The sequence below is a fragment of the Marinobacter sp. H13 genome (assembly GCF_059072335.1).
The window spans coordinates 2,371,580-2,390,317 of sequence record NZ_JCACRU010000001.1 but is presented as its reverse complement, the minus strand read 5'-3'; the positions used below and the strand labels follow the sequence as shown (position 1 = coordinate 2,390,317).

The 18,738-nt window shown below is 58.7% G+C and carries 15 protein-coding genes; 6 read left to right on the top strand and 9 right to left on the bottom strand.

Annotated elements, in window-relative coordinates:
• Window positions 1-39 precede the first annotated feature (39 nt).
• On the top strand, window positions 40-621 hold the full coding sequence (locus tag AC5JQH_RS11020; RefSeq protein WP_014579065.1) for a QsdR family transcriptional regulator: 582 nt from the start codon (window positions 40-42) through the stop codon (window positions 619-621).
• A 162-nt stretch (window positions 622-783) separates the two neighbouring features.
• On the opposite strand, the gene AC5JQH_RS11015 is transcribed toward AC5JQH_RS11020, so the two are convergent.
• From AC5JQH_RS11015 to AC5JQH_RS10995, 5 genes are all read right to left on the bottom strand, one after another.
• Window positions 784-2,199 carry an aldehyde dehydrogenase family protein gene (locus tag AC5JQH_RS11015; protein WP_008177061.1) on the bottom strand — a complete coding sequence of 472 codons (1,416 nt, stop codon included), beginning with the start codon at window positions 2,197-2,199 and terminating at the stop codon, window positions 784-786.
• Window positions 2,200-2,209: 10 nt separating this feature from the next.
• Window positions 2,210-3,316, bottom strand: coding sequence for a zinc-binding dehydrogenase (locus tag AC5JQH_RS11010; RefSeq protein ID WP_008177059.1), 1,107 nt, complete (start codon window positions 3,314-3,316; stop codon window positions 2,210-2,212).
• Between the two features lie 72 nt (window positions 3,317-3,388).
• Window positions 3,389-4,573 (bottom strand): acetyl-CoA C-acyltransferase, encoded by a 1,185-nt coding sequence (locus tag AC5JQH_RS11005; RefSeq protein WP_008177056.1) that lies wholly within the window; start codon window positions 4,571-4,573, stop codon window positions 3,389-3,391.
• 164 nt (window positions 4,574-4,737) lie between these two features.
• Window positions 4,738-6,831, bottom strand: a complete 2,094-nt coding sequence (locus AC5JQH_RS11000) for a 3-hydroxyacyl-CoA dehydrogenase NAD-binding domain-containing protein (RefSeq protein WP_493805585.1) — start codon at window positions 6,829-6,831, stop codon at window positions 4,738-4,740.
• Between the two features lie 287 nt (window positions 6,832-7,118).
• Entirely contained in the window at window positions 7,119-7,943 is an 825-nt protein-coding gene (locus AC5JQH_RS10995; RefSeq protein WP_053113655.1) for an IclR family transcriptional regulator, read from the bottom strand.
• Window positions 7,944-8,206: 263 nt separating this feature from the next.
• On the opposite strand from AC5JQH_RS10995, the gene AC5JQH_RS10990 reads away from it, so the two are divergent.
• Window positions 8,207-9,136, top strand: a complete 930-nt coding sequence (locus tag AC5JQH_RS10990; protein ID WP_493805584.1) for a 2-hydroxyacid dehydrogenase — start codon at window positions 8,207-8,209, stop codon at window positions 9,134-9,136.
• Here the strand turns inward: AC5JQH_RS10990 and AC5JQH_RS10985 are convergent.
• Window positions 9,133-10,479, bottom strand: a complete 1,347-nt coding sequence (locus AC5JQH_RS10985; protein ID WP_459421361.1) for a hypothetical protein — start codon at window positions 10,477-10,479, stop codon at window positions 9,133-9,135. The two genes, AC5JQH_RS10990 and AC5JQH_RS10985, sit on opposite strands and share 4 nt — an antisense overlap.
• 192 nt (window positions 10,480-10,671) lie before the next feature.
• Between AC5JQH_RS10985 and AC5JQH_RS10980 the strand changes: the two genes are divergently transcribed.
• From AC5JQH_RS10980 to AC5JQH_RS10965, 4 genes are all read left to right on the top strand, one after another.
• On the top strand, window positions 10,672-11,841 hold the full coding sequence (locus tag AC5JQH_RS10980) for an acyl-CoA dehydrogenase (protein ID WP_493805583.1): 1,170 nt from the start codon (window positions 10,672-10,674) through the stop codon (window positions 11,839-11,841).
• A gap of 31 nt (window positions 11,842-11,872) precedes the next feature.
• Window positions 11,873-13,069 carry an acyl-CoA dehydrogenase family protein gene (locus AC5JQH_RS10975; protein WP_008177045.1) on the top strand — a complete coding sequence of 399 codons (1,197 nt, stop codon included), beginning with the start codon at window positions 11,873-11,875 and terminating at the stop codon, window positions 13,067-13,069.
• 10 nt (window positions 13,070-13,079) lie between these two features.
• Window positions 13,080-14,216 carry an acyl-CoA dehydrogenase family protein gene (locus AC5JQH_RS10970; protein ID WP_485526499.1) on the top strand — a complete coding sequence of 379 codons (1,137 nt, stop codon included), beginning with the start codon at window positions 13,080-13,082 and terminating at the stop codon, window positions 14,214-14,216.
• A 358-nt stretch (window positions 14,217-14,574) separates the two neighbouring features.
• Window positions 14,575-15,057, top strand: coding sequence for a helix-turn-helix domain-containing protein (locus tag AC5JQH_RS10965; protein ID WP_491713262.1), 483 nt, complete (start codon window positions 14,575-14,577; stop codon window positions 15,055-15,057).
• Between the two features lie 20 nt (window positions 15,058-15,077).
• On the opposite strand, the gene AC5JQH_RS10960 is transcribed toward AC5JQH_RS10965, so the two are convergent.
• From AC5JQH_RS10960 to AC5JQH_RS10950, 3 genes are all read right to left on the bottom strand, one after another.
• On the bottom strand, window positions 15,078-16,742 hold the full coding sequence (locus tag AC5JQH_RS10960; protein WP_459421356.1) for a long-chain fatty acid--CoA ligase: 1,665 nt from the start codon (window positions 16,740-16,742) through the stop codon (window positions 15,078-15,080).
• A 30-nt stretch (window positions 16,743-16,772) separates the two neighbouring features.
• Entirely contained in the window at window positions 16,773-17,837 is a 1,065-nt protein-coding gene (locus tag AC5JQH_RS10955; protein WP_485526497.1) for a phosphotransferase, read from the bottom strand.
• 117 nt (window positions 17,838-17,954) lie between these two features.
• Window positions 17,955-18,722, bottom strand: a complete 768-nt coding sequence (locus AC5JQH_RS10950) for an SDR family NAD(P)-dependent oxidoreductase (protein WP_288944523.1) — start codon at window positions 18,720-18,722, stop codon at window positions 17,955-17,957.
• Window positions 18,723-18,738: the final 16 nt, after the last annotated feature.

Genomic DNA, 18,738 nt, shown 5'->3' with positions numbered 1-18,738 from the left:
AGCCGTTAAAATGAATCCAAATTCGGGCATGAGGTTTCAGTGGCAGACAAAACCGTAACCAGGGCAACACCGGCCGAGGCGTTCAAGCGAGCACGTCGCATGTGGCTCAAGGGTGAGCGCATTCACTTGGCGCCGCTGGCTGATGAGCTCGGAATTGGCCGCGCCACCCTGTTTCGCTGGGTCGGCAACAAGGATCTGCTGATCGGCGAGATTCTCTGGTCCCTGTACGAACCCCTTTGGCGACAGGCCATGGCCGAAACGCCCGGCACTGGCGTGGACTACATTGTCGGCGTGTACCGCCGCACCAACTCCGCGATCCTGCACTTCGAGCCGCTGCGGCGATTCATCAACCAGGACCCGGAATATGCCCTGAAGATCCTCACCTCGTCCCAGTCGATCCTGCACACTCGCACGGTCGAAACCAACACGCGGATGCTGAAAGACCAGGTAGCGGCCGGGCATATCAAGCCACCAATGAACATCTTCAGCCTGTCTTACTTCATGATTAGACTGGCAGAGTCCTGCCTTTACAGCGACATCATCGCCGGACGCGAACCCAGGGAAGCAGAATTGGAGGATGCCTGTACGGCCGTGCGGATTTTGCTTGGGGGGAAGGCCTAGGGCTTACAGGCTTTGGGGGCTGGCCCCGAGGCGAGGGTGTCTTTTCTGCCGGGAAAAACAACTCGCTTCGCTCAGACATTTTTTCCCGGCAGAAAAGACACCCCCACCCCGTGGCCGATCTAACTCTCAGGGCCACCGATCGGCAGCCCAGCCTATCGGCATTTACAGCTGCAAAGACCGGATTTCCAGAAACTCCTCCAGTCCCCACTTGCCAAATTCGCGGCCGATACCGGAATGGCCGAAGCCGCCAAACGGTGCCATCGGGTTAAACGCACCACCGTTCACGAATACCTGGCCAGTGCGCAGCTTGCTGGCAATTTTCTTGGCCTTGGCGTCGTCGCCGGACCAGACTGCACCGGAAAGGCCGTACTGGGTGCCGTTGGCGATTTTCACCGCTTCTGCTTCGTCGTTGTACGGGATCACGCACAGCACCGGCCCGAAAATTTCCTCCTGGGCGATGCGGCTGTCCGGTTTTACGTTGCCGAAGACGGTCGCCTTGACGAAGTAACCTTTCTCGCATCCCTCGGGCGCTTCCGGCCCACCGGCGATGAGCTTGGCACCTTCCTGGATACCCAGTTTGATGTAGTCGATCACCTTGTCACGCTGCTGGGCAGACGACAGCGGGCCCAACCGTGTGGTTTCTTCCAGCGGGTTACCCGGGGTCATTTTAGCCACGGCAGCGGCGGCCAGTTCACAGGCCTCGTCGTGCTTGTCGGCCGGAACCAGCATGCGGGTGAGTGCGGTGCAGGTCTGGCCGGAGTTCAGCAGGCAGTTGTTGATGGTACCTTTAACAGCAGCCGCCAGGTCGGCGTCCGGGAGGATCACGGAGGCGGATTTGCCGCCCATCTCCAGAGCAAAGCGTTTGAAGTCATCGGCTGCGGCGTGGGCGATCAGGTTGCCGGTGCGGGTGGAGCCGGTGAAGGACACCATGCGCACATCCGGATGCTTGATCAGGGTATCACCCACGGTATGACCATAGCCGCACACCATGTTGAACACGCCCTTGGGCAGGTCTGTGCCATCGAGGATCTCGGCAAGGATAAACGCCGTCTGGGGGGCGATCTCCGAAGGCTTGAGCACCACGGTGCAACCGGCCGCAATCGCCGGAACGATTTTCAGGATCACCTGGTGCAACGGGTAGTTCCAGGGGGTAATGCAACCAACCACACCGACCGGCGCATATTGCACCTCGGAGTTGCCGGACTGTTCGGTAAACGGGAAGTCGGGCAGCAGTTTCAGGTAGCTCTTGGTCACGGCTGCCGGCATACCAGCCTGGATCGGCGTGGCCAGCTTGATGGGCATGCCCACTTCCCGGCAGACGGTCTCGGCGATTTCCGGCGCGCGCTCTTTCAGGCCCGCGTGCAGCTGTTCCAGCACCTTGATCCGTTCTTCCAGGGTGCTTTCCGACCAGCTTTCAAACGCCGCATCGGCGGCGGCAATGGCCTGTTCCATTTCATCCGCGCCGGCGGCGGGAACGCGGGCAATCACGTCACCGGTGCCAGCTTCGTGAACGTCGATCATGTCACCGGCCCAGCTAACCCATTGGCCGTTGATGTAGTTCCTGTTCAGCTCGTTCATGCTTCCCCCTTCATTCAAATACGATAACGCCACGGGCGTTCTTGCCTGCCACCATATCATCGAACGCCTGTGCGGCTTCTTCTATGGTGTAGGTACGGGTAACCAGTTCATCCAGTTTGAGTTTACCAGCCTTGTAAAGACCCAGGATCCTGGGGAAATCGTGCTGCGGCCTTGCCGAACCCAGCCAGCTGCCTTTCAAGGTTCGCTCGTCCGCCGGCAGGGTGAGGGTGGTCAGCGAGGTCTTGTCCTTCGGATCTGCCACACCCACGACCACGGCGGTACCGCCACGGCCCAGACTCTTGTAGGCCTGTTCCACCACCGGCCCGGCACCGACGCATTCGAAGGCGTAGTCAACGCCGCCGGTCATTTTCTTCACAGCCTTGGCGGCGTCCTCCACCTCGTTGATATTCACGGTGTGGGTGGCACCAAACTCTTTCGCCATCGCCAGCTTGGCGGGGTTGCTGTCCACCGCCACGATCATCTCGGCGCCGGCGGTCACGCAGCCCTGGATCGCGTTGAGGCCAACGCCACCGATGCCAAACACGGCGGCTCGGGAGCCGGGCTCCAGCTTTGCCGTATTGAAGACAGCGCCGACACCGGTCATCACAGCGCAACCCACCAGGGCGGCGTTCTGCATCGGCACGGTTTCGTCCACTTTCACGCAGTTGTCCACGTGCATGGTGGCGAACTCGGCCATCACGCCGCAGGCGCCGAAGACGTTCAGGGGCTCGCCGTCCGCGCCTTTGGTTCTGACCGTGCCATCCGGCAGGTTGAACATGGCCTTGCGGGCGTTCTCACAGAGCACCGGGCGGCCACGAACACACTGGCTGCATTTGCCGCACATGGATATGAAGGTACTCACCACATGGTCGCCTTCCTTGAAGGCCGTGACGCCCTCACCGACTTCGACAACCACGCCTGCGGCTTCGTGCCCCAATACAAGGGGAGGCGGGTAGGGAATCTTACCCGTGGTGGCGGACAGATCGCTGTGGCAAACGCCGCAGGCCGCGATCTTGATGGTGATTTCATCCCGCTTGGGACCTTCCACCGTGATGGTTTCCACCTGAACAGGCTGCCCCCATTCCCGGCAGACGACGGCTTTTGCTTGTCTGTCCATGCATTTCCCCTTTTGGTCAACAAGGGGTCGAAAGAAAGCATTCTTCTGACCCCGATCTCATACAGGCCGGCTTCAAACCACCTCGAACAGGCCAGCAGCACCCTGGCCACCGCCGATGCACATGGTGATCACCACGTATTTCGCCCCACGGCGCTTGCCTTCGATCAGGGCGTGGCCTGTCTGGCGGGCGCCGGTAACACCAAAGGGGTGGCCGATGGAAATTGAGCCGCCGTTTACATTCAGCTTCTCCATGGGAATGCCCAGGCGGTCACGACAGTAAATCACCTGCGACGCGAAGGCTTCGTTCAGTTCCCACAGATCAATGTCATCCATGGTCAGACCATTGCGCTCAAGCAGGCGCGGAATCGCATACACCGGGCCGATGCCCATCTCATCCGGCTCACAACCCGCCACAGCGAAGCCACGGAAAATACCCATGGGTTCAATGTTGTGCTTCTCGGCATAGGTGCTGTTCATCACCGTGCAAACGGAGGCGCCGTCCGACAGCTGGCTGGCGTTGCCCGCCGTGATGAACTGCTCCGGACCACGCACCGGCTCCAGACCCGCCAGGCCCTCAAGGGTCGTATTCGGGCGATTACACTCGTCACCTTTCAGGGTCACCTGCTTTTCACTGACCTCACCGGTTTCCTTGTCCTTGACCAGCATGGTGGCATCGAAAGGCACGATCTCATCGTCAAACTTGCTAGCCTGCTGGGCCGCCGCCGTGCGCTGCTGGGAGATCAGCGAATACTCATCCTGGGCTTCACGGCTGACGTTGTAGCGCTTGGCGACAATATCCGCCGTCTCAATCATCGAAAGGTACAGCTCGGGCTTGTTCTTCATCAGCCACTCGTTGGTGGCGTGGAAGCTATTGATCTTCTCGTTCTGCACCAGGGAAATGGACTCAACGCCCCCGGCCACCATGGCGGGTACTTTCTCGGACACCACCCGCTGTGCCGCCAGGGCAATGGACTGCAACCCCGAGCTGCAGAACCGGTTAATGGAGAACCCGGCAGTGGTCACCGGAAGACCGGCGCGGATGGCCGCCAGACGGGCAATATTCCGGCCCTGGGCGCCCTCCTGGTAGGCCGCGCCCATGATCACATCCTCAACAATAGACGGATCAATACCTGCGCGCTCAACAGCATGCTTGATAACGTGACCTGCCATATCCACGCTGTGCGTGTTGTTCAAAAAGCCCCGGTAGGATTTCGCAAGGCCGGTGCGCGCGGTGGAGACGATTACTGCATCAGACATAACAATGCCCTCAATTTTTGAAACATGTAGGTCGGGTTAGCCTAAACACTCAGCTAAGCCGGTCGTGGGGCGGGGTGTCTTTTCCGCCGGGAAAAGATGTCTGAGCAAAGCGAGTTGCTTTTCCCAAAGGAAAAGACACCCCGCCCCGCGACCCGCCCGCCAAGTTACAGGTCAGCGAACTTACGGCCTTCAGCAACCAGCTTCTCGAGCAGAGCCGCCGGCTCCCACTGCTCGCCACCAACGGTATCCTGGTACTTCTTAACCGCTGAGAGAATGGTGTCCAGACCTTCCTGATCGGCCCAGAACATGGGGCCACCGCGATAGGCCGGGAAGCCATAGCCGTAGATCCAGACAATGTCGATATCCAGCGGACGATCGGCGATGCCTTCCTCCAGGATCTTCGCGCCCTCATTGATCATCACATACACGCAGCGCTCGAGGATTTCCTGGTCGGAAATCTCCCGGGGCGTGATCCCCTGCTCCTTGCGGAACTGCTCGATCAGCTGCTCCACTTCCGGATCAGGAATCGGCTTGCGGCTGCCTTCCTCATACTTGTATACACCTGCCTGGGTCTTCTGGCCAAGGCGACCCTGCTCCGCAAGCTTGTCCATCCAGCTGGCCGGGATGTCTTCACCGGCCTTGCGCCGTTCTTCCCGGATGCGATAGCCGACATCGATCCCTGCAAGATCAGACATCGCAAACTGCCCCATGGGGAAACCAAGATCGGTCAGCACCTTGTCGACCTGCTGCGGGGTAGCCCCCTCATCCACCAGGGACATGGCTGCGGTGCCGCGCTTGTGGAGCATCCGATTGCCGACGAAGCCGTAGCAGTTGCCCACCATGACGCCCACTTTCTTGATCTTCTTGGCAACCGCCATCACCGTGGCCTTGACCTCGTCGGAGGTCTTGCTGCCACGCACGTTCTCCAGCAGCTTCATCACGTTAGCCGGGCTGAAGAAGTGCATACCAACCACGTCTTCCGGGCGCTTGGTGGCAGACGCAATCTCGTCGATATCGAGGGTTGAGGTATTGGACGCCAGAATCGCACCCGGCTTGCAGACCTCATCGAGCTTGGCAAAGATTTCTTTCTTGATGGCCATGTTCTCGAACACCGCCTCGATGACCAGGTCAACGTCCCGGAAATCGTCGTAGGTGAGGCTCGTGGTGATCAGCGCCATCCGGTGCTCCACCTGCTCCTGGGTCAGTTTGCCCTTCTTGGCGGAGTTCTCGTAGTTGCGGCGGATAATGGCCAGGCCCTTGTCCAGAGCGTCCTGTTTTACTTCGACGATGGTCACCGGAATACCCACGTTGACGAAGTTCATGGCAATACCGCCACCCATGGTGCCGGCGCCGATAATGCCAACGCTCTTCACGTCACGAACAGGCGTATCCTTGGGCAGTCCCTTGACCTTGGAGACTTCACGCTCCCCAAAGAACGAATGGATCAGACCGGCGCGCTGGGGCGATTCCATGCATTCCATGAACAGTTCCCGCTCGCGCTTCATGCCTTCGTCAAAAGGCAGATTAAACGCCGCTTCCACAGCGTCGACACACTTGAACGGGGAGAAAAGACCCCGGGCCCGTTTCTTCAGCTCGTCACGAAACTGGTCGAAGACATCGCTGCCCTTGTCCGCCTCGATTTTGTCGGTGATATCCCGAACACGACGTACCGGCTTGCCTTCGTCGACTACTTTCTGCGCATAGGCCATGCCCACTGCGCGGATATCGTCGCCTTCTTCGACGGCATCGAGAATGCCCAGCGCCAGGGCATCCTTGGCGCCGACAAATTCACCGGTGGTGATCATTTCCAGGGCTTTGCGGGCGCCGGTCAGGCGCGGCAGCCGCTGGGTGCCGCCAGCACCCGGCAGAAGGCCCAACTTCACTTCCGGCAGGCCTACCTTGGCGCTGCTAATCGCAACCCGGTAATGACAGCTCAAAGCGGTTTCCAGGCCACCACCCAAGGCGGTGCCATGGATCGCGGCAACCAGCGGCTTGTCGCTGTTTTCAAACGTGTTGACCAGTGTCGGCAGCGTGGGCTCCTGCATGGGTTTGCCGAATTCACGGATGTCGGCACCGGCAATAAAGGTGCGTCCTTCACAAACCAGCAGGAGCGCCCTGGCCTCGGCATCTTTCTGGCCCTGCTCCAGGGCTGCGAGCAGACCGGAACGAACAGCCTGGCCGAGGGCGTTTACCGGCGGGTAGTTCACGGTAATAACGCCGATGTTGCCTTCCCGGTTATAGCTAACGACCTCAGACATGATTTCTCCTCGCGTTCTTTCTGAAATATGATTTTAACTAGCGAAACATGCGTACGATTTAATACAAGTTCGTTGGTGGTTTCAACCACCCATTAAACTACAGGCACAAAAAAACCGCAGGGGTTCCTCTGCGGTTTCTTGTTTTGGAGTTTGTCGGGAGGTGGCGAGCAGGCCCTACAGAAACACGCTGTGAATACATCCTTGTACGCTCGGCTCCGCCATCCATGGCTCCGCACGGTTTCTGTAGGGCCTGCTCGCCACCTCCCTTCGTTACTTCACGGCTGTTATCAAACACCCAGCGATTCGATATCGCCTGCCAGCATTGCGAGCTGGTGCGCTATGGAACCGCGAAGTTTTTCGGCCGGCACCAGGTAAGACGGTGCGGCACAGGTCAGAGCCATGATAGTGCCATCCTGCAGATGGATGGGCACGCCGGCGGAGTTGATGTTGCGGTCCCACTCGCCGATGGACAGGCAGAAGCCGTGTTCCTTGTAATCCTTCATGGCCTGATCCAGGCCTGCCTTTTTCTCTGGCCAGTCGTCACCGTATTTGGCGGCCATGGCGTCGTCGATTACCAGGCGGGCCTTGTCGCTGATGGCGCAGTAGTAGGCGCGGCCGGCAGAGGTGGTGGCCATGGGCAGTTTCAGGCCGATGTCCATGCGCAACAGGGACGCCTCCGGTGGCAGGCGGTTTTCCACGTAAATCATGTGCAGCCGGTCCCGGCAGGTAAGGCCAACCGACATGTTGGTCTGGCGGGCGAATTCGTCCATGTAGGGCTTGGCCAGTTGGCGAACCTTGAGGTTGGACACGTAGGCATAACCCAGTGCAAGCACCCCGGAACTCAACTGATACTTTTCCAGTTGGGTGTTGTAGCTGAGGTAACCCAGCTTGGTCAGGGTGTAGGTCATCCGCGACACGGTCGGCTTGGGCAGCCCGGTGATGCGGGCAATGTCCTGGTTCCCCAGGATGACAGGCCCCTGGCTGAAGGCGCGGAGCACGTCCAGGCCGCGGGACAGGGCCTCGACAAACTTGCGGTCTTTTTCCGGCTTCACGGGCTCACCGTCAGTGGATGCCACTTTCAGTTCGGGTGAGATCTGCTTTTTTCCTGCCATAATGGGACGTCCTCCAACCGCGTCGCCCGCCCGTAAATCAGGCCTGTCTTCAAAAGTGCGCTATTTTAATCGCTGCAGAAATCAAGTACCAGAAAGTCTTTTCAAAATCCGTACCAAATATGAAAGACTTATTAGTAATGTTTCAAATCGCGAATCGCATGGCGGTATCCGATACCAGCTTTAATCTAGTTAACCGACATCTTATTCTGCATTGCAAAACAAATTAACAGCCAACGTCCCCTGTGGCGACCCCCGGAGGCAAAATGAAGATTCTTTTTGTGGCAGGCGACCCGAAACCGGAACGCTGGACAGTGCCTATCCAGGAGCAGTTACCGGATGCAGAGATTTTCGTCTGGGATCCGGAGGGGCCCGCTGTTGACGCCGATTACGCGATCGTGTGGCAACCACCTGAGGCGCTGTTCGAGCGGGAAACGCACCTGAAGGCGGTGTTCAACCTGGGTGCCGGCATTGACGGACTGCTCAAGGTTGCCAATCTGCCGAAATACCTCACGATTGTGCGCCTGGAAGACGCGGGCATGTCGGTACAGATGGCGGAGTACGTGCTGCATCAGCTGCTGGAAGCCAGCCGCGGAATGGAAACCTATCGGGAGCAGCAGCGCCAGGGCGTCTGGAAGATTCATCGCCCGATCAAGCGCAGCGAATGGCCGGTGGGTGTTATGGGGCTGGGTCATATCGGTAAACGGGTCGCCCGCACCTTGGCCGATCTGGATTATCAGGTGAGTGGCTGGGCCCGCGGAAAGCACAGCGTGGAGGGTGTCAGCACCTACGCCGGTCCGGACCAGCTGGGCGACTTTCTGCAATCCACCCGTGTTCTGGTGAACACACTGCCCCTGACCGACGAAACCCGGGGCATCATCAACTATGATCTGCTGAGCCAGCTCCAGCCGGGTGCCGTGCTGATCAACGTTGGCCGGGGTGAGCATCTGGTTGAGGATGACCTGCTTCGGGCGCTGGACGAGGGCAAACTGCTGCGTGCCTCGCTCGACGTGTTCCGCAAGGAACCCCTGCCGGAGGGGCACCCATTCTGGCAACGGAAGGAGGTCACGATCACTCCTCACATCTCGGCCCGGACCCTTCGGGATGCCACCATTGAGCAGATTACCGGCAAGATCCGGGACCATGCCGCCGGGCGCGCTATTTCAGGGATTGTGGATACCGACCGGGGCTACTAACCCGGCGCCAGCCAGGCCACCAGCGCTGTCAGCACCAAAAGTACTGGCAGCGTTATTAGCGCAAACAGACCATTCCATCGAAACGCCACAACCCAACGGGGAATCTGCCCGAACCGGGACAACAACATAACCGAAGGGCCAAAAGGCGACAGCATCATGGCCAGGGAAAAGCCAATCACCAGGGCCACCGCAACCGGAAGCAGCTCCATCCCCTCGGCCACCAATTGGGGCAACAAACCGGCCTGAACACTCAGAACCGTGATGGGAATGATGCCGATCATGGAGAACATGGGCAGCATCAGCATGCCAACAACTGCAACCAGGAAAACGCCTCCGCCAGTGGCGACAAGACCCGCAAGCGCATCTGCCGGGATGACCGCAGACAGGGCAACACCAAGAATGGCCGAGGCGGCGAAAATGGCCATTTCATTCTGCATACCCCATACCTGGCCAGCACCTTCCTTGAGAACCGGCATCAGCCCCCGTTCCTGCCACAGCATGTAAACCAGTGTCACGGTCGGCACCGACAGCATGGCTGCCACCGACACCTTAAAGCCGGTCGTCGCCACCAGGCCCGCCATAACCGTGAATACCAGCAAGATAAGGAACAGCAGACGCCCGGTGCCCGGGAGCCAGCCTTCTACGGCGATGCGTTCACTGCTGACCTTGCGGAACCGTCGCTGTTCCAGCACCCAGCCAATCAGCACCATCAGAAGGGCCGCAACCACTCCGAACGGCAGCAGCTGAGACCAGCTCAACTGGGGCAGCTCCCGGGTAAGAATTGCTACAGCGACACTGGTGGGCGCCACCAGAGGCACCAGGGCAAACCCTCTCAGGGCGCTGATCAGAACACTGCGCAACCACTGGAGACGGGACTCGCCGGTAATCCCGCGCTCACGCAGGGTTTCGGAGAGACTTCCACACAGAAGGTTCATCATGCCAAAGCTCAGAACCGTGGCAACACCACAACTGACCAGGGCGTACTTGGGATAGAGCAGAATGGGCTTGCCGCCCAGCAACACATCGTGAATCCGCCGCAAGACTTCGAACCGTCGCACCAGGCACTGCATCATGCCCAGGCTGCCCAAAAACGCGGAATAGAAAGCCGCGTCGGACGCAGCCTTCAGAAGCTGCCCGTTGCCCAGAGAACCAAGCCAGGCGAGGCCCGCCAGCACCACAAGGGCGACAACCAGGAGCATTCGGGCATACCCCTGCAGGCGCCCGGCACCCACCAGAAAGGCGGTAACGAACATCAGGCCCGCCAGCGCACTCAGTTGCCGGTGTTCCAGGCAGATGGCCACCAGCTCTGTAACGACGGCCAGGGAGACCAGCCACTGCAGCATGCCGCTCACAACAGGGTCGCCTGGTCAGGTTTGAACACTGCTTGCATTTCCACAACACCCGGATTAGTCTTTCAGTAGCAAATTACAAAACTGTGTTTCGCTTAATGAAACACAGTTAGCACAAAGATAGCACAGATTGGTCCGGCAGCCCTAGAACCGGACTTTCGATATTCGCTTTCAGGAGAGTACAAAATGGCTTCCGCACCCTGGAATGATCTGCTCGGTTTCGATTCCCAACTGGATGAAACCGAGCGTCAGGTTCGAGACAGCATCCGCAGCTTCTGTGATGAGCAACTGATGCCTGGCATCACCGAGGCCAACCGCCATGAAACGTTCGATCGCACCATCTTTAACCAGATGGGTGAACTCGGCATGCTGGGCGCGACCCTACCGGAAGAATACGGTGGGCCCGGGCTGAACCATGTCTGCTACGGCCTGATTGCCCGGGAAGTGGAGAGGGTGGACTCGGCCTACCGCTCGGCCCTGAGCGTTCAGTCTTCCCTGGTCATGTACCCGATCTATTCCTACGGTAAGGAAGCGATGAAAAAACGCATCCTGCCCAAGCTGGCCTCCGGCGAGTACGTTGGCTGCTTTGGTCTGACCGAACCCAATCACGGGTCCGACCCCAGCGGCATGGAAACCCGAGCCAAAAAGGTCGACGGCGGGTACCTGCTGAGCGGTTCAAAAACCTGGATCACCAACTCTCCGATTGCAGATGTCTGCGTGGTCTGGGCCAAACTGGACGGAAAGGTGAACGGCTTTGTGATTGAGCGCGAGGGCGCCAAAGGTCTGGACACGCCAAAGATCGAGGGCAAATTCTCCCTGCGGGCGTCGGAGACCGGCTCCATCTTCATGGATGAGGTGTTCGTTCCGGAAGAGAATCGTCTGGACGTAGAGGGCCTGAAAGGCCCCTTCAGCTGTCTGAACAAGGCCCGTTTTGGCATTAGCTGGGGTTCGCTCGGTGCTGCCGAGTTCTGCTGGCATGCCGCCCGCAATTACACCCTGGAGCGCATACAGTTCGGCAAGCCCCTGGCTGCCAACCAGCTGGTCCAGAAAAAGCTGGTGGACATGCAGACAGAGATCACTATCGGCCTGCAGGCGGTTCTCCAGCTGGGCCGGATGATGGATGCCGGCACGGTAACACCGGACGCCATTTCACTGCTCAAGCGCAACAATTGTGGCAAAGCCCTGGACATCGCCCGGGTTGCCCGGGACATGCACGGCGGTAACGGCATTTCCGACGAGTACCATGTGATTCGCCACGTGATGAACCTCGAGGCGGTGAACACCTACGAGGGTACCCACGACGTCCACGCCCTGATTCTGGGTCGCGGACAGACCGGCATCCAGGCTTTCAGCTGATAGACAGATCAACGCGAACGAGGTTTTCCCCATGAACTTGAACTACACCGCCGAGGAACTCGCTTTCCGTGACGAAGTCCGCGCATTCCTGGATGAGAAACTGCCTGCGGATATCGCCGCCAAGGTAAAGGGGTTCCGCCGGCTATCCAAAGAAGACCATCAGCGCTGGCAAAAGATCCTCAATGAACAGGGCTGGTACGCCACCCATTGGCCGGAAGAATACGGCGGTGTGAACTGGAGTCCTGTTCAGAAGCACATCTGGGACGAAGAGTCGTCCCGCTATGGCGCACCGCGCTCTGTACCCTTCGGCGTAAACATGGTGGCGCCAGTGATTATCAAGTTTGGCACCGAAGAGCAGAAACAGAGATACCTGCCACGCATTCTCACTGGCGAAGACTGGTGGTGCCAGGGCTATTCCGAGCCGGGCGCGGGCTCGGACCTGGCCTCTCTCAAGACCCGGGCAGTGCGCGACGGCGACCATTACATTGTGAATGGCCAGAAAACCTGGACCACCCTGGGCCAGCACGCCAACATGATTTTCTGCTTGGTTCGCACCAATACCGAGGTGAAAGCGCAGGAAGGCATTTCCTTCCTGCTGATGGACATGGACACCCCAGGCATTACCGTGCGCCCTATCATCACTCTTGATGGCGAGCACGAAGTTAACGAAGTGTTCTTCGAGGATGTGAAAGTTCCCGTGGAGAATCTCGTGGGCGAGGAAGACAAGGGCTGGACCTACGCCAAGTACCTGCTGACCTACGAACGCACCGGTCTGGCCGGCATCGGCATTTCCAAAGCCGCATTGCAGCACCTGAAGGAGCTGGCGACCCGCCGGACCAAGAACGGTCGCCCGCTAATAGAGGATGCGTCGTTCAGCCAGCGCATTGCCAAGGTTGAGATTGACCTGATGGCGGCGTCAATCAGCAACCTGCGCATTATCGCCTCGGTGGAAGGCGGCGGCATGCCGGGTGCGGAAAGCTCCATGCTGAAAGTACGCGGTACCGAAATCCGTCAGACCATCAACGACCTGGCCCGCCGAGCCATTGGTCCCTATGCCATCCCGTTTGTGGAAGAGGAAATGGACCTGGATTACGACGGCGATTTCCTCTCGGACGAGAACGCCGCACCGGTAACTCCCCAGTACTTCAACAACCGCAAGCTGTCGATTTTCGGCGGATCCAACGAGATCCAGAAGAATATCGTGTCGAAAATGATTCTCGGGCTTTAAGGAGGCGACCATGGATTTCCGACTCAACGAAGAGCAGCAGATGCTGCAGGACACCGTGGCCCGCCTGGTGCGCGGTGAATACAGCTTTGAGAAGCGCCTGGAATACAGCGAATCGGAGCTGGGTTTCAGCGCCGACTTCTGGAAACAGCTGGGTGAGCTTGGCCTTACCGCGGTGCCCTTCGCGGAAGAACTGGGTGGTTTTGGCGGCAGTGGCGTTGAAGTGCAGAGCGTGATGACCGAACTCGGTCGCGGCCTGTGCATTGAGCCCTACCTGCAATCCGTTGTTCTGGGCGGCGGGCTGATCAGCCAGGCCGGCAACAGCGAGCAGCAGGAACAGTGGCTTGGCGGTATCGCAAGCGGCGAGATTCGTGCAGCTGTTGGACTTCAGGAACCCCAGAGTTTCTACAACCTGAACGATGTGGAAACCCGCGCGGAGAAGTCCGGTGAGGGCTATACCCTGAACGGACGAAAGGCTGTGGTGATCGGTGGCCATTGCGCCGATGTCATGGTGGTGTCGGCCCGCACCTCTGGCGACAGCCGCGATGCCCAAGGCATCAGCCTGTTCCTGGTACCCGCAGACACGGAAGGCCTTGAACGCCGGACATACCCGACCGTGGATGGCTCCAAGGGCTGTGACCTCTTCCTGAACAACCTCCAACTAGGCTCCGACGCCCTGCTCGGCGAGGAAGGCAAGGCTGCAGAAATCATTGAATACCAGACCGGACGCGCCATCTCCGCACTGTGCGGTGAGGCGGTAGGCGCCATGGAAGTGGCCTGTGACCTGACTCTGGAATACCTGAAACAACGCAAGCAGTTCGGCGTGCCCATCGGCAAATTCCAGGTGCTCCAGCACCGGATGGTGGACATGATGTCTGAGCTCGAACAGGCCCGCTCCATGGCGATCCTGGCGGCGAGCGTCGCCGACGAGCCCCAGAGCGACGAGCGCCGGCGAATCCTGGCAGCCGCCAAGAATGTCGTCGGCCGCAGTGGCCAGTTCATTTCCGAGCAGGGTATCCAGTCCCACGGCGGCATTGGCATGACCTGGGAATACAACTTTGCCCACTACGCCAAGCGCCTGGTGATGATCAATCATCAGTTCGGCGATGACGACTTCCATCTGGAGCAATACGCAGAGTTGTTGCAGTAAAAGCGGATCCGGCCGCTATACAAGAATCCAGAGGCCCAAAATAACAATAACCGGATGCTCGAATGGGCCCCTGAATAGAAAGCAGAATGGAATCTTCCTACCGAAATCCCTGCCTGACCCATCGTCGGGCAGGGCTTCTACTTCTCCCGCCCGCTGCCTGTAACCGATGTACCTGCCTTGTTGACCAGACAGAAGAAGGCGAACCGTCGATCTTCCTGAGCCACTACTTCCTGAACCCCTGAGAGACGAGGAAAACAGGTTACAACCTGGGGCGATAGGAATAGGATAATAAATGACCACTCATTGAAACTGAGCAGGCCCGAATTAATGCCTAGAAAGCTTAATTTGAAGCTATTTTATGTGCATTTTGAAACTTTGTCTGTTGGGAATTTTGTTTGTAATATCATCGTCTTGGAAACCGGGGCACGCGATGAGTTTAGGTCAGGCAATCAGGCGTTTAAGAAAAGAACGGGGAATGACGCTCGCAGATCTGGCAGAACGTTGCGATTCTCATGTTGGCAACCTTTCCCGCATCGAACGGGACCAGGCAAGACCAAGCCTTGAGTTGCTCTATCGCCTTGCACAAGCGTTAAGCCTCTCACTAACCGACATTTTCTCAGTCGCCGAGAAGAAACAACTGGATTCAGAGCAAGTCGCCCTGAATGCAACCTTCATTTCGCTGCTGGAGCAGGATCGGCAGCTGCTGCTGGAGTTTGCGCAACTGCTTCAGCGCCGGGCTTCTCATCCTATTGGCTCGGTGTATGTTAACCGGGACCCTTTGCCGGCCGATAACGACGGCTCCGATGCAACTGAAAGTGATGAGAAGCAACCCTCAAGCTGACTGGGTTACGACCATAACAGTCAGTTCTTGCCCCTCCACTCTTCCTCCTGCAGCGCCCGCCACATCAGTTTGCCCGTGGGCGACTTCGGCAATTGATCCACGAACTCAACAATGGTCGGCACCTTGTAGGTAGCCATCTGCTCCTTGCACCAGGCGACGATGTCTTCGGCCGTGGTCTGGCCCTCGGCCTCCGGTGTCAGCACAATGCAGGCCTTGACCGTCTCACCGCGCTTGGGGTCCGGCGCCGAAATAATACAGACCTCGTGTATCGCCGGGTGTCGGTACATCAGCCCCTCGACTTCTGATGGCCAGACCTTGTAGCCGGAGGCGTTGATCATCCGCTTGACGCGATCAACCATGAAGAAATAGCCGTCCTCGTCGTAATAGCCCAGATCCCCGGTCCGGAAAAACTGTTTGCCGTCGATCTCCACAAACGCCGCCTCGGTTTCTGCCGGCCGATTCCAGTACCCCTGGGTAACCTGGGGCCCACACGAAACAATCTCCCCGGTCTCGCCCGGACCTTTCTCCTCCAGCGTATCGACATCAATGATCCGGCTGTCGACATCGAATACCGGAATGCCCAGACACTGGGACTTGGGATGGGCGTTCGGGTTGATGTGAGTGGCCGCCATAGTTTCCGAAAGGCCGTAGCCCTCGATGTAGTCCAGCCCGGTCATCCGCTTGAGCTTTTCAGCCACGGCAGAGGGCATGGTCGCACCGCCGCCGCCAATCATGTTGAGGCTGCTCAGGTCGTACTTGCCGATATCCGGGTTGGACAGAAAATCCACCGCCATGGTGACGATGTTGGTCCAGCCAGTGACTTTGTAGCGCTCAATCAGTCTTGAGGCGGTGGTCCGGTCCCAGCGAGTCATGATCACCGAGGCCGCGCCTGCCGCGATGGGGCCATTCATCGAACCTGTCATTCCGGTTACATGGAAGAACGGCAGTGTCGACAGCTGCACGCTGTCTGGCGTGGTCAGGTTCCAGAATATCCGGTGGATGGCCGTAGCCATTACCGACCGATGGGTGTGCATGCAGCCCTTCGGTGCACCGGTGGTGCCGGAACTGTAGGGAATCACCGCCAGATCATCCGGGGTGGCCGTGTGCGGTGCCGGCGTATGTCCGGCTGCCATGGCTGCCTCCCAGCTAACCACCCCCGGCATTTCCTGTGACCAGGCCGGTGCCGCCACTTCAGCGGGCAGGTCCAGATCCGTCTCGGGATCGATGTAGGTGCTGTAGGAAGCCACCACCACCTGTTCAAGATTGCTGTCGCCAATCATCGGTGCAATAAAACCCGCCAGTTCCTGGCCGGCCAGGCAAACCGAAGCACCGGTATCGGCAATGAAATGCTCCAGCTCCGCAGACCGGTTCATCGGATTAACCGGAATCACGACCGCATCGGCCCGCAGGATGGCGTAATAGGAAATCACGTACTGGGGTGAGTTCTGCATATACAGCAGTACCCGATCTCCCTTCTTCACGCCTTGCGCCTGCAGGTAGCCGGCCATCGTTTCCACCTCTTCGTTGAGGCGCCGGTAGGAAATGGGCGCGTCGTAGAAGATAACGGCGGTGTGGTCCGGGTAGCGCCGCGCCGAAATCTCCAGGTTGGTGTAAACGCTGGTTTTCGGCAGGGTCATGGTTTTCGGCAGTTCTTTGGGCCAGACCTTGTAGTGACGATCAAACATCTTGTTATTCTCCACGGTAAATCTGATATCTCAGGGCTTCGCACCTTCGCAGGCAATCTTCCAGCCAGTGTCGGCCAGCAGGCTTGCCCGCTTGCCCACCTCGAGGGCGTTCGCATTGGCGGCATTGCCATCCAGGGCCCGCTTGTAGACCCCCTGCAGGATGGCCGCGAGCCGGAACAACGAGAACGCCAGGAACACATGCCAGTCCTCGATGCCTTCCCGGCCCGTCTTCTCGCAGTACCGGCGGATAATAGCCTGCTCGTCCGGAAGACCCAGCGCCTCAAGGTTTTCACCCTGTAATCCGCGCATGCCCTCCATATCGGCAGGCAAGTAGAAGGGCAGACAGAAATAGGCCAGGTCCGCCAGCGGATGGCCCAGAGTGGACAGCTCCCAGTCCAGAATGGCGATTACGTCCGGTCGGTCCGGCGCCAGCATCAGGTTGCCGAAGCGGTAGTCGCCGTGGGCAATAGCGGTTTCATCCTTCGCTGGCAGATGTTCCGGCAACCAGGCCATCAGTTTGTCCATGGCGGGCAGGTCATCGGTTTTTGAGGCCAGGTACTGTTTGCTCCAGCGTGCTACCTGACGCGCCACGTAGCCTTCCGGACGTCCGTAATCTCCCAGGCCGACGGCATTAACATCGACCGAATGCAGCGCTGCGAGGGTATCGATGGCCGAATGATACGCGGGCAGCCGGTCGTCACGGCTCAGGTCCCGAAGCGCCGAGTGAGTGATGATCCGCCCGGCCATAAAATCCATCACGTAAAACGGCGTACCAATCACGTCGGCGTCTTCACACAGCACCCTGACGTTGGGCACCGGTACGTCTGTATGTTCACCCAGTGCCCGCATGACCTTGTATTCCCGCTCGACCATGTGAGCTGACGGCAAGGTTTTCCCTGGCGGCTTTTTGCGCAGCACGTATTGACCGCTGTCGGCCAGCAGCAAAAAAGTAGGATTCGACTGCCCACCCTGGAATTGCTTTACGTTCAGCGTTGTACCGAAACCCGGTATAGCTTCCCGAAGCCAGTTCAAGAGGCCGGCTTCATCAAATTTGTGCGCTGGCAGAACATCCACCAATTCTGGGGTCATGCTCATTTTTATTTTAAACCTTCAGTCATCTCTGAAATTCGCTGGCCGACGGGTGGGGGTGCTTTTGTGCAGGGAACAAAGGCACCCCCACCTGTCGTGCCTCCCCATTGCGTATGGCAATCCTCAGCAAATGGTCTCCCCGCCGTCAGCGACGATAACCTGTCCGGTGATGTATGCACTGGCTTTGGTAGACAGAAACACGGCCAGACCAGCGATATCCACCGGATCACCGATTCTGCGCAGCGGGGTTTTGTCTTCCGCCTGCTTGGCACGAACCGGATCGTCCCAGAGTGCTTTCGCAAAGTCGGTTTTGATCAAGCCAGGGGCAATGCTATTAATCCGGATACCTTTAGGGCCCCATTCAACGGCCAGGTTTCTGGCCAGGGCGGCTTCGGCGGCCTTGGATACGCCGTAGGTGCCGATCACGGTGTTGCCTCGCAGGCCTGCAATGCTGGAGAGCAGGACCACAGCACCCTCGCCTTTCTCGGCCATCTGGGGCAGCACCATGTTTGTGAGCCAGAAGGTGCCCTTGACGTTGGTGTCCATGATCTTGTCCCAGGCGTCGTCTGTCATTTCTTCCGTGGGTCCGTAGACCGGGTTGGTGGCGGCGTTGCACACGAGTACGTCGATGCTGCCCCAGGCTTCGTTGGTTTTATCCACCAGATTCAGCAGGTCTGCTTTCTTGCCAACGTGACAGGGAACGGCCATGGCCTCGAAGCCCTGCGCTTTGAGTTCCGCAGCCACCTGTTCACAGGCCTCGGCCTTGCGGCTGGAGATCACCACTTTTGCACCACACCTGGCCATTTCTTCGGCAATAGAGCGGCCGATTCCTTTGGTGGAGCCGGTAATCACTGCAACCTTGCCAGTCATATCAAACAGTGGATTGTTCATCGTCAGGTCCTCGCGC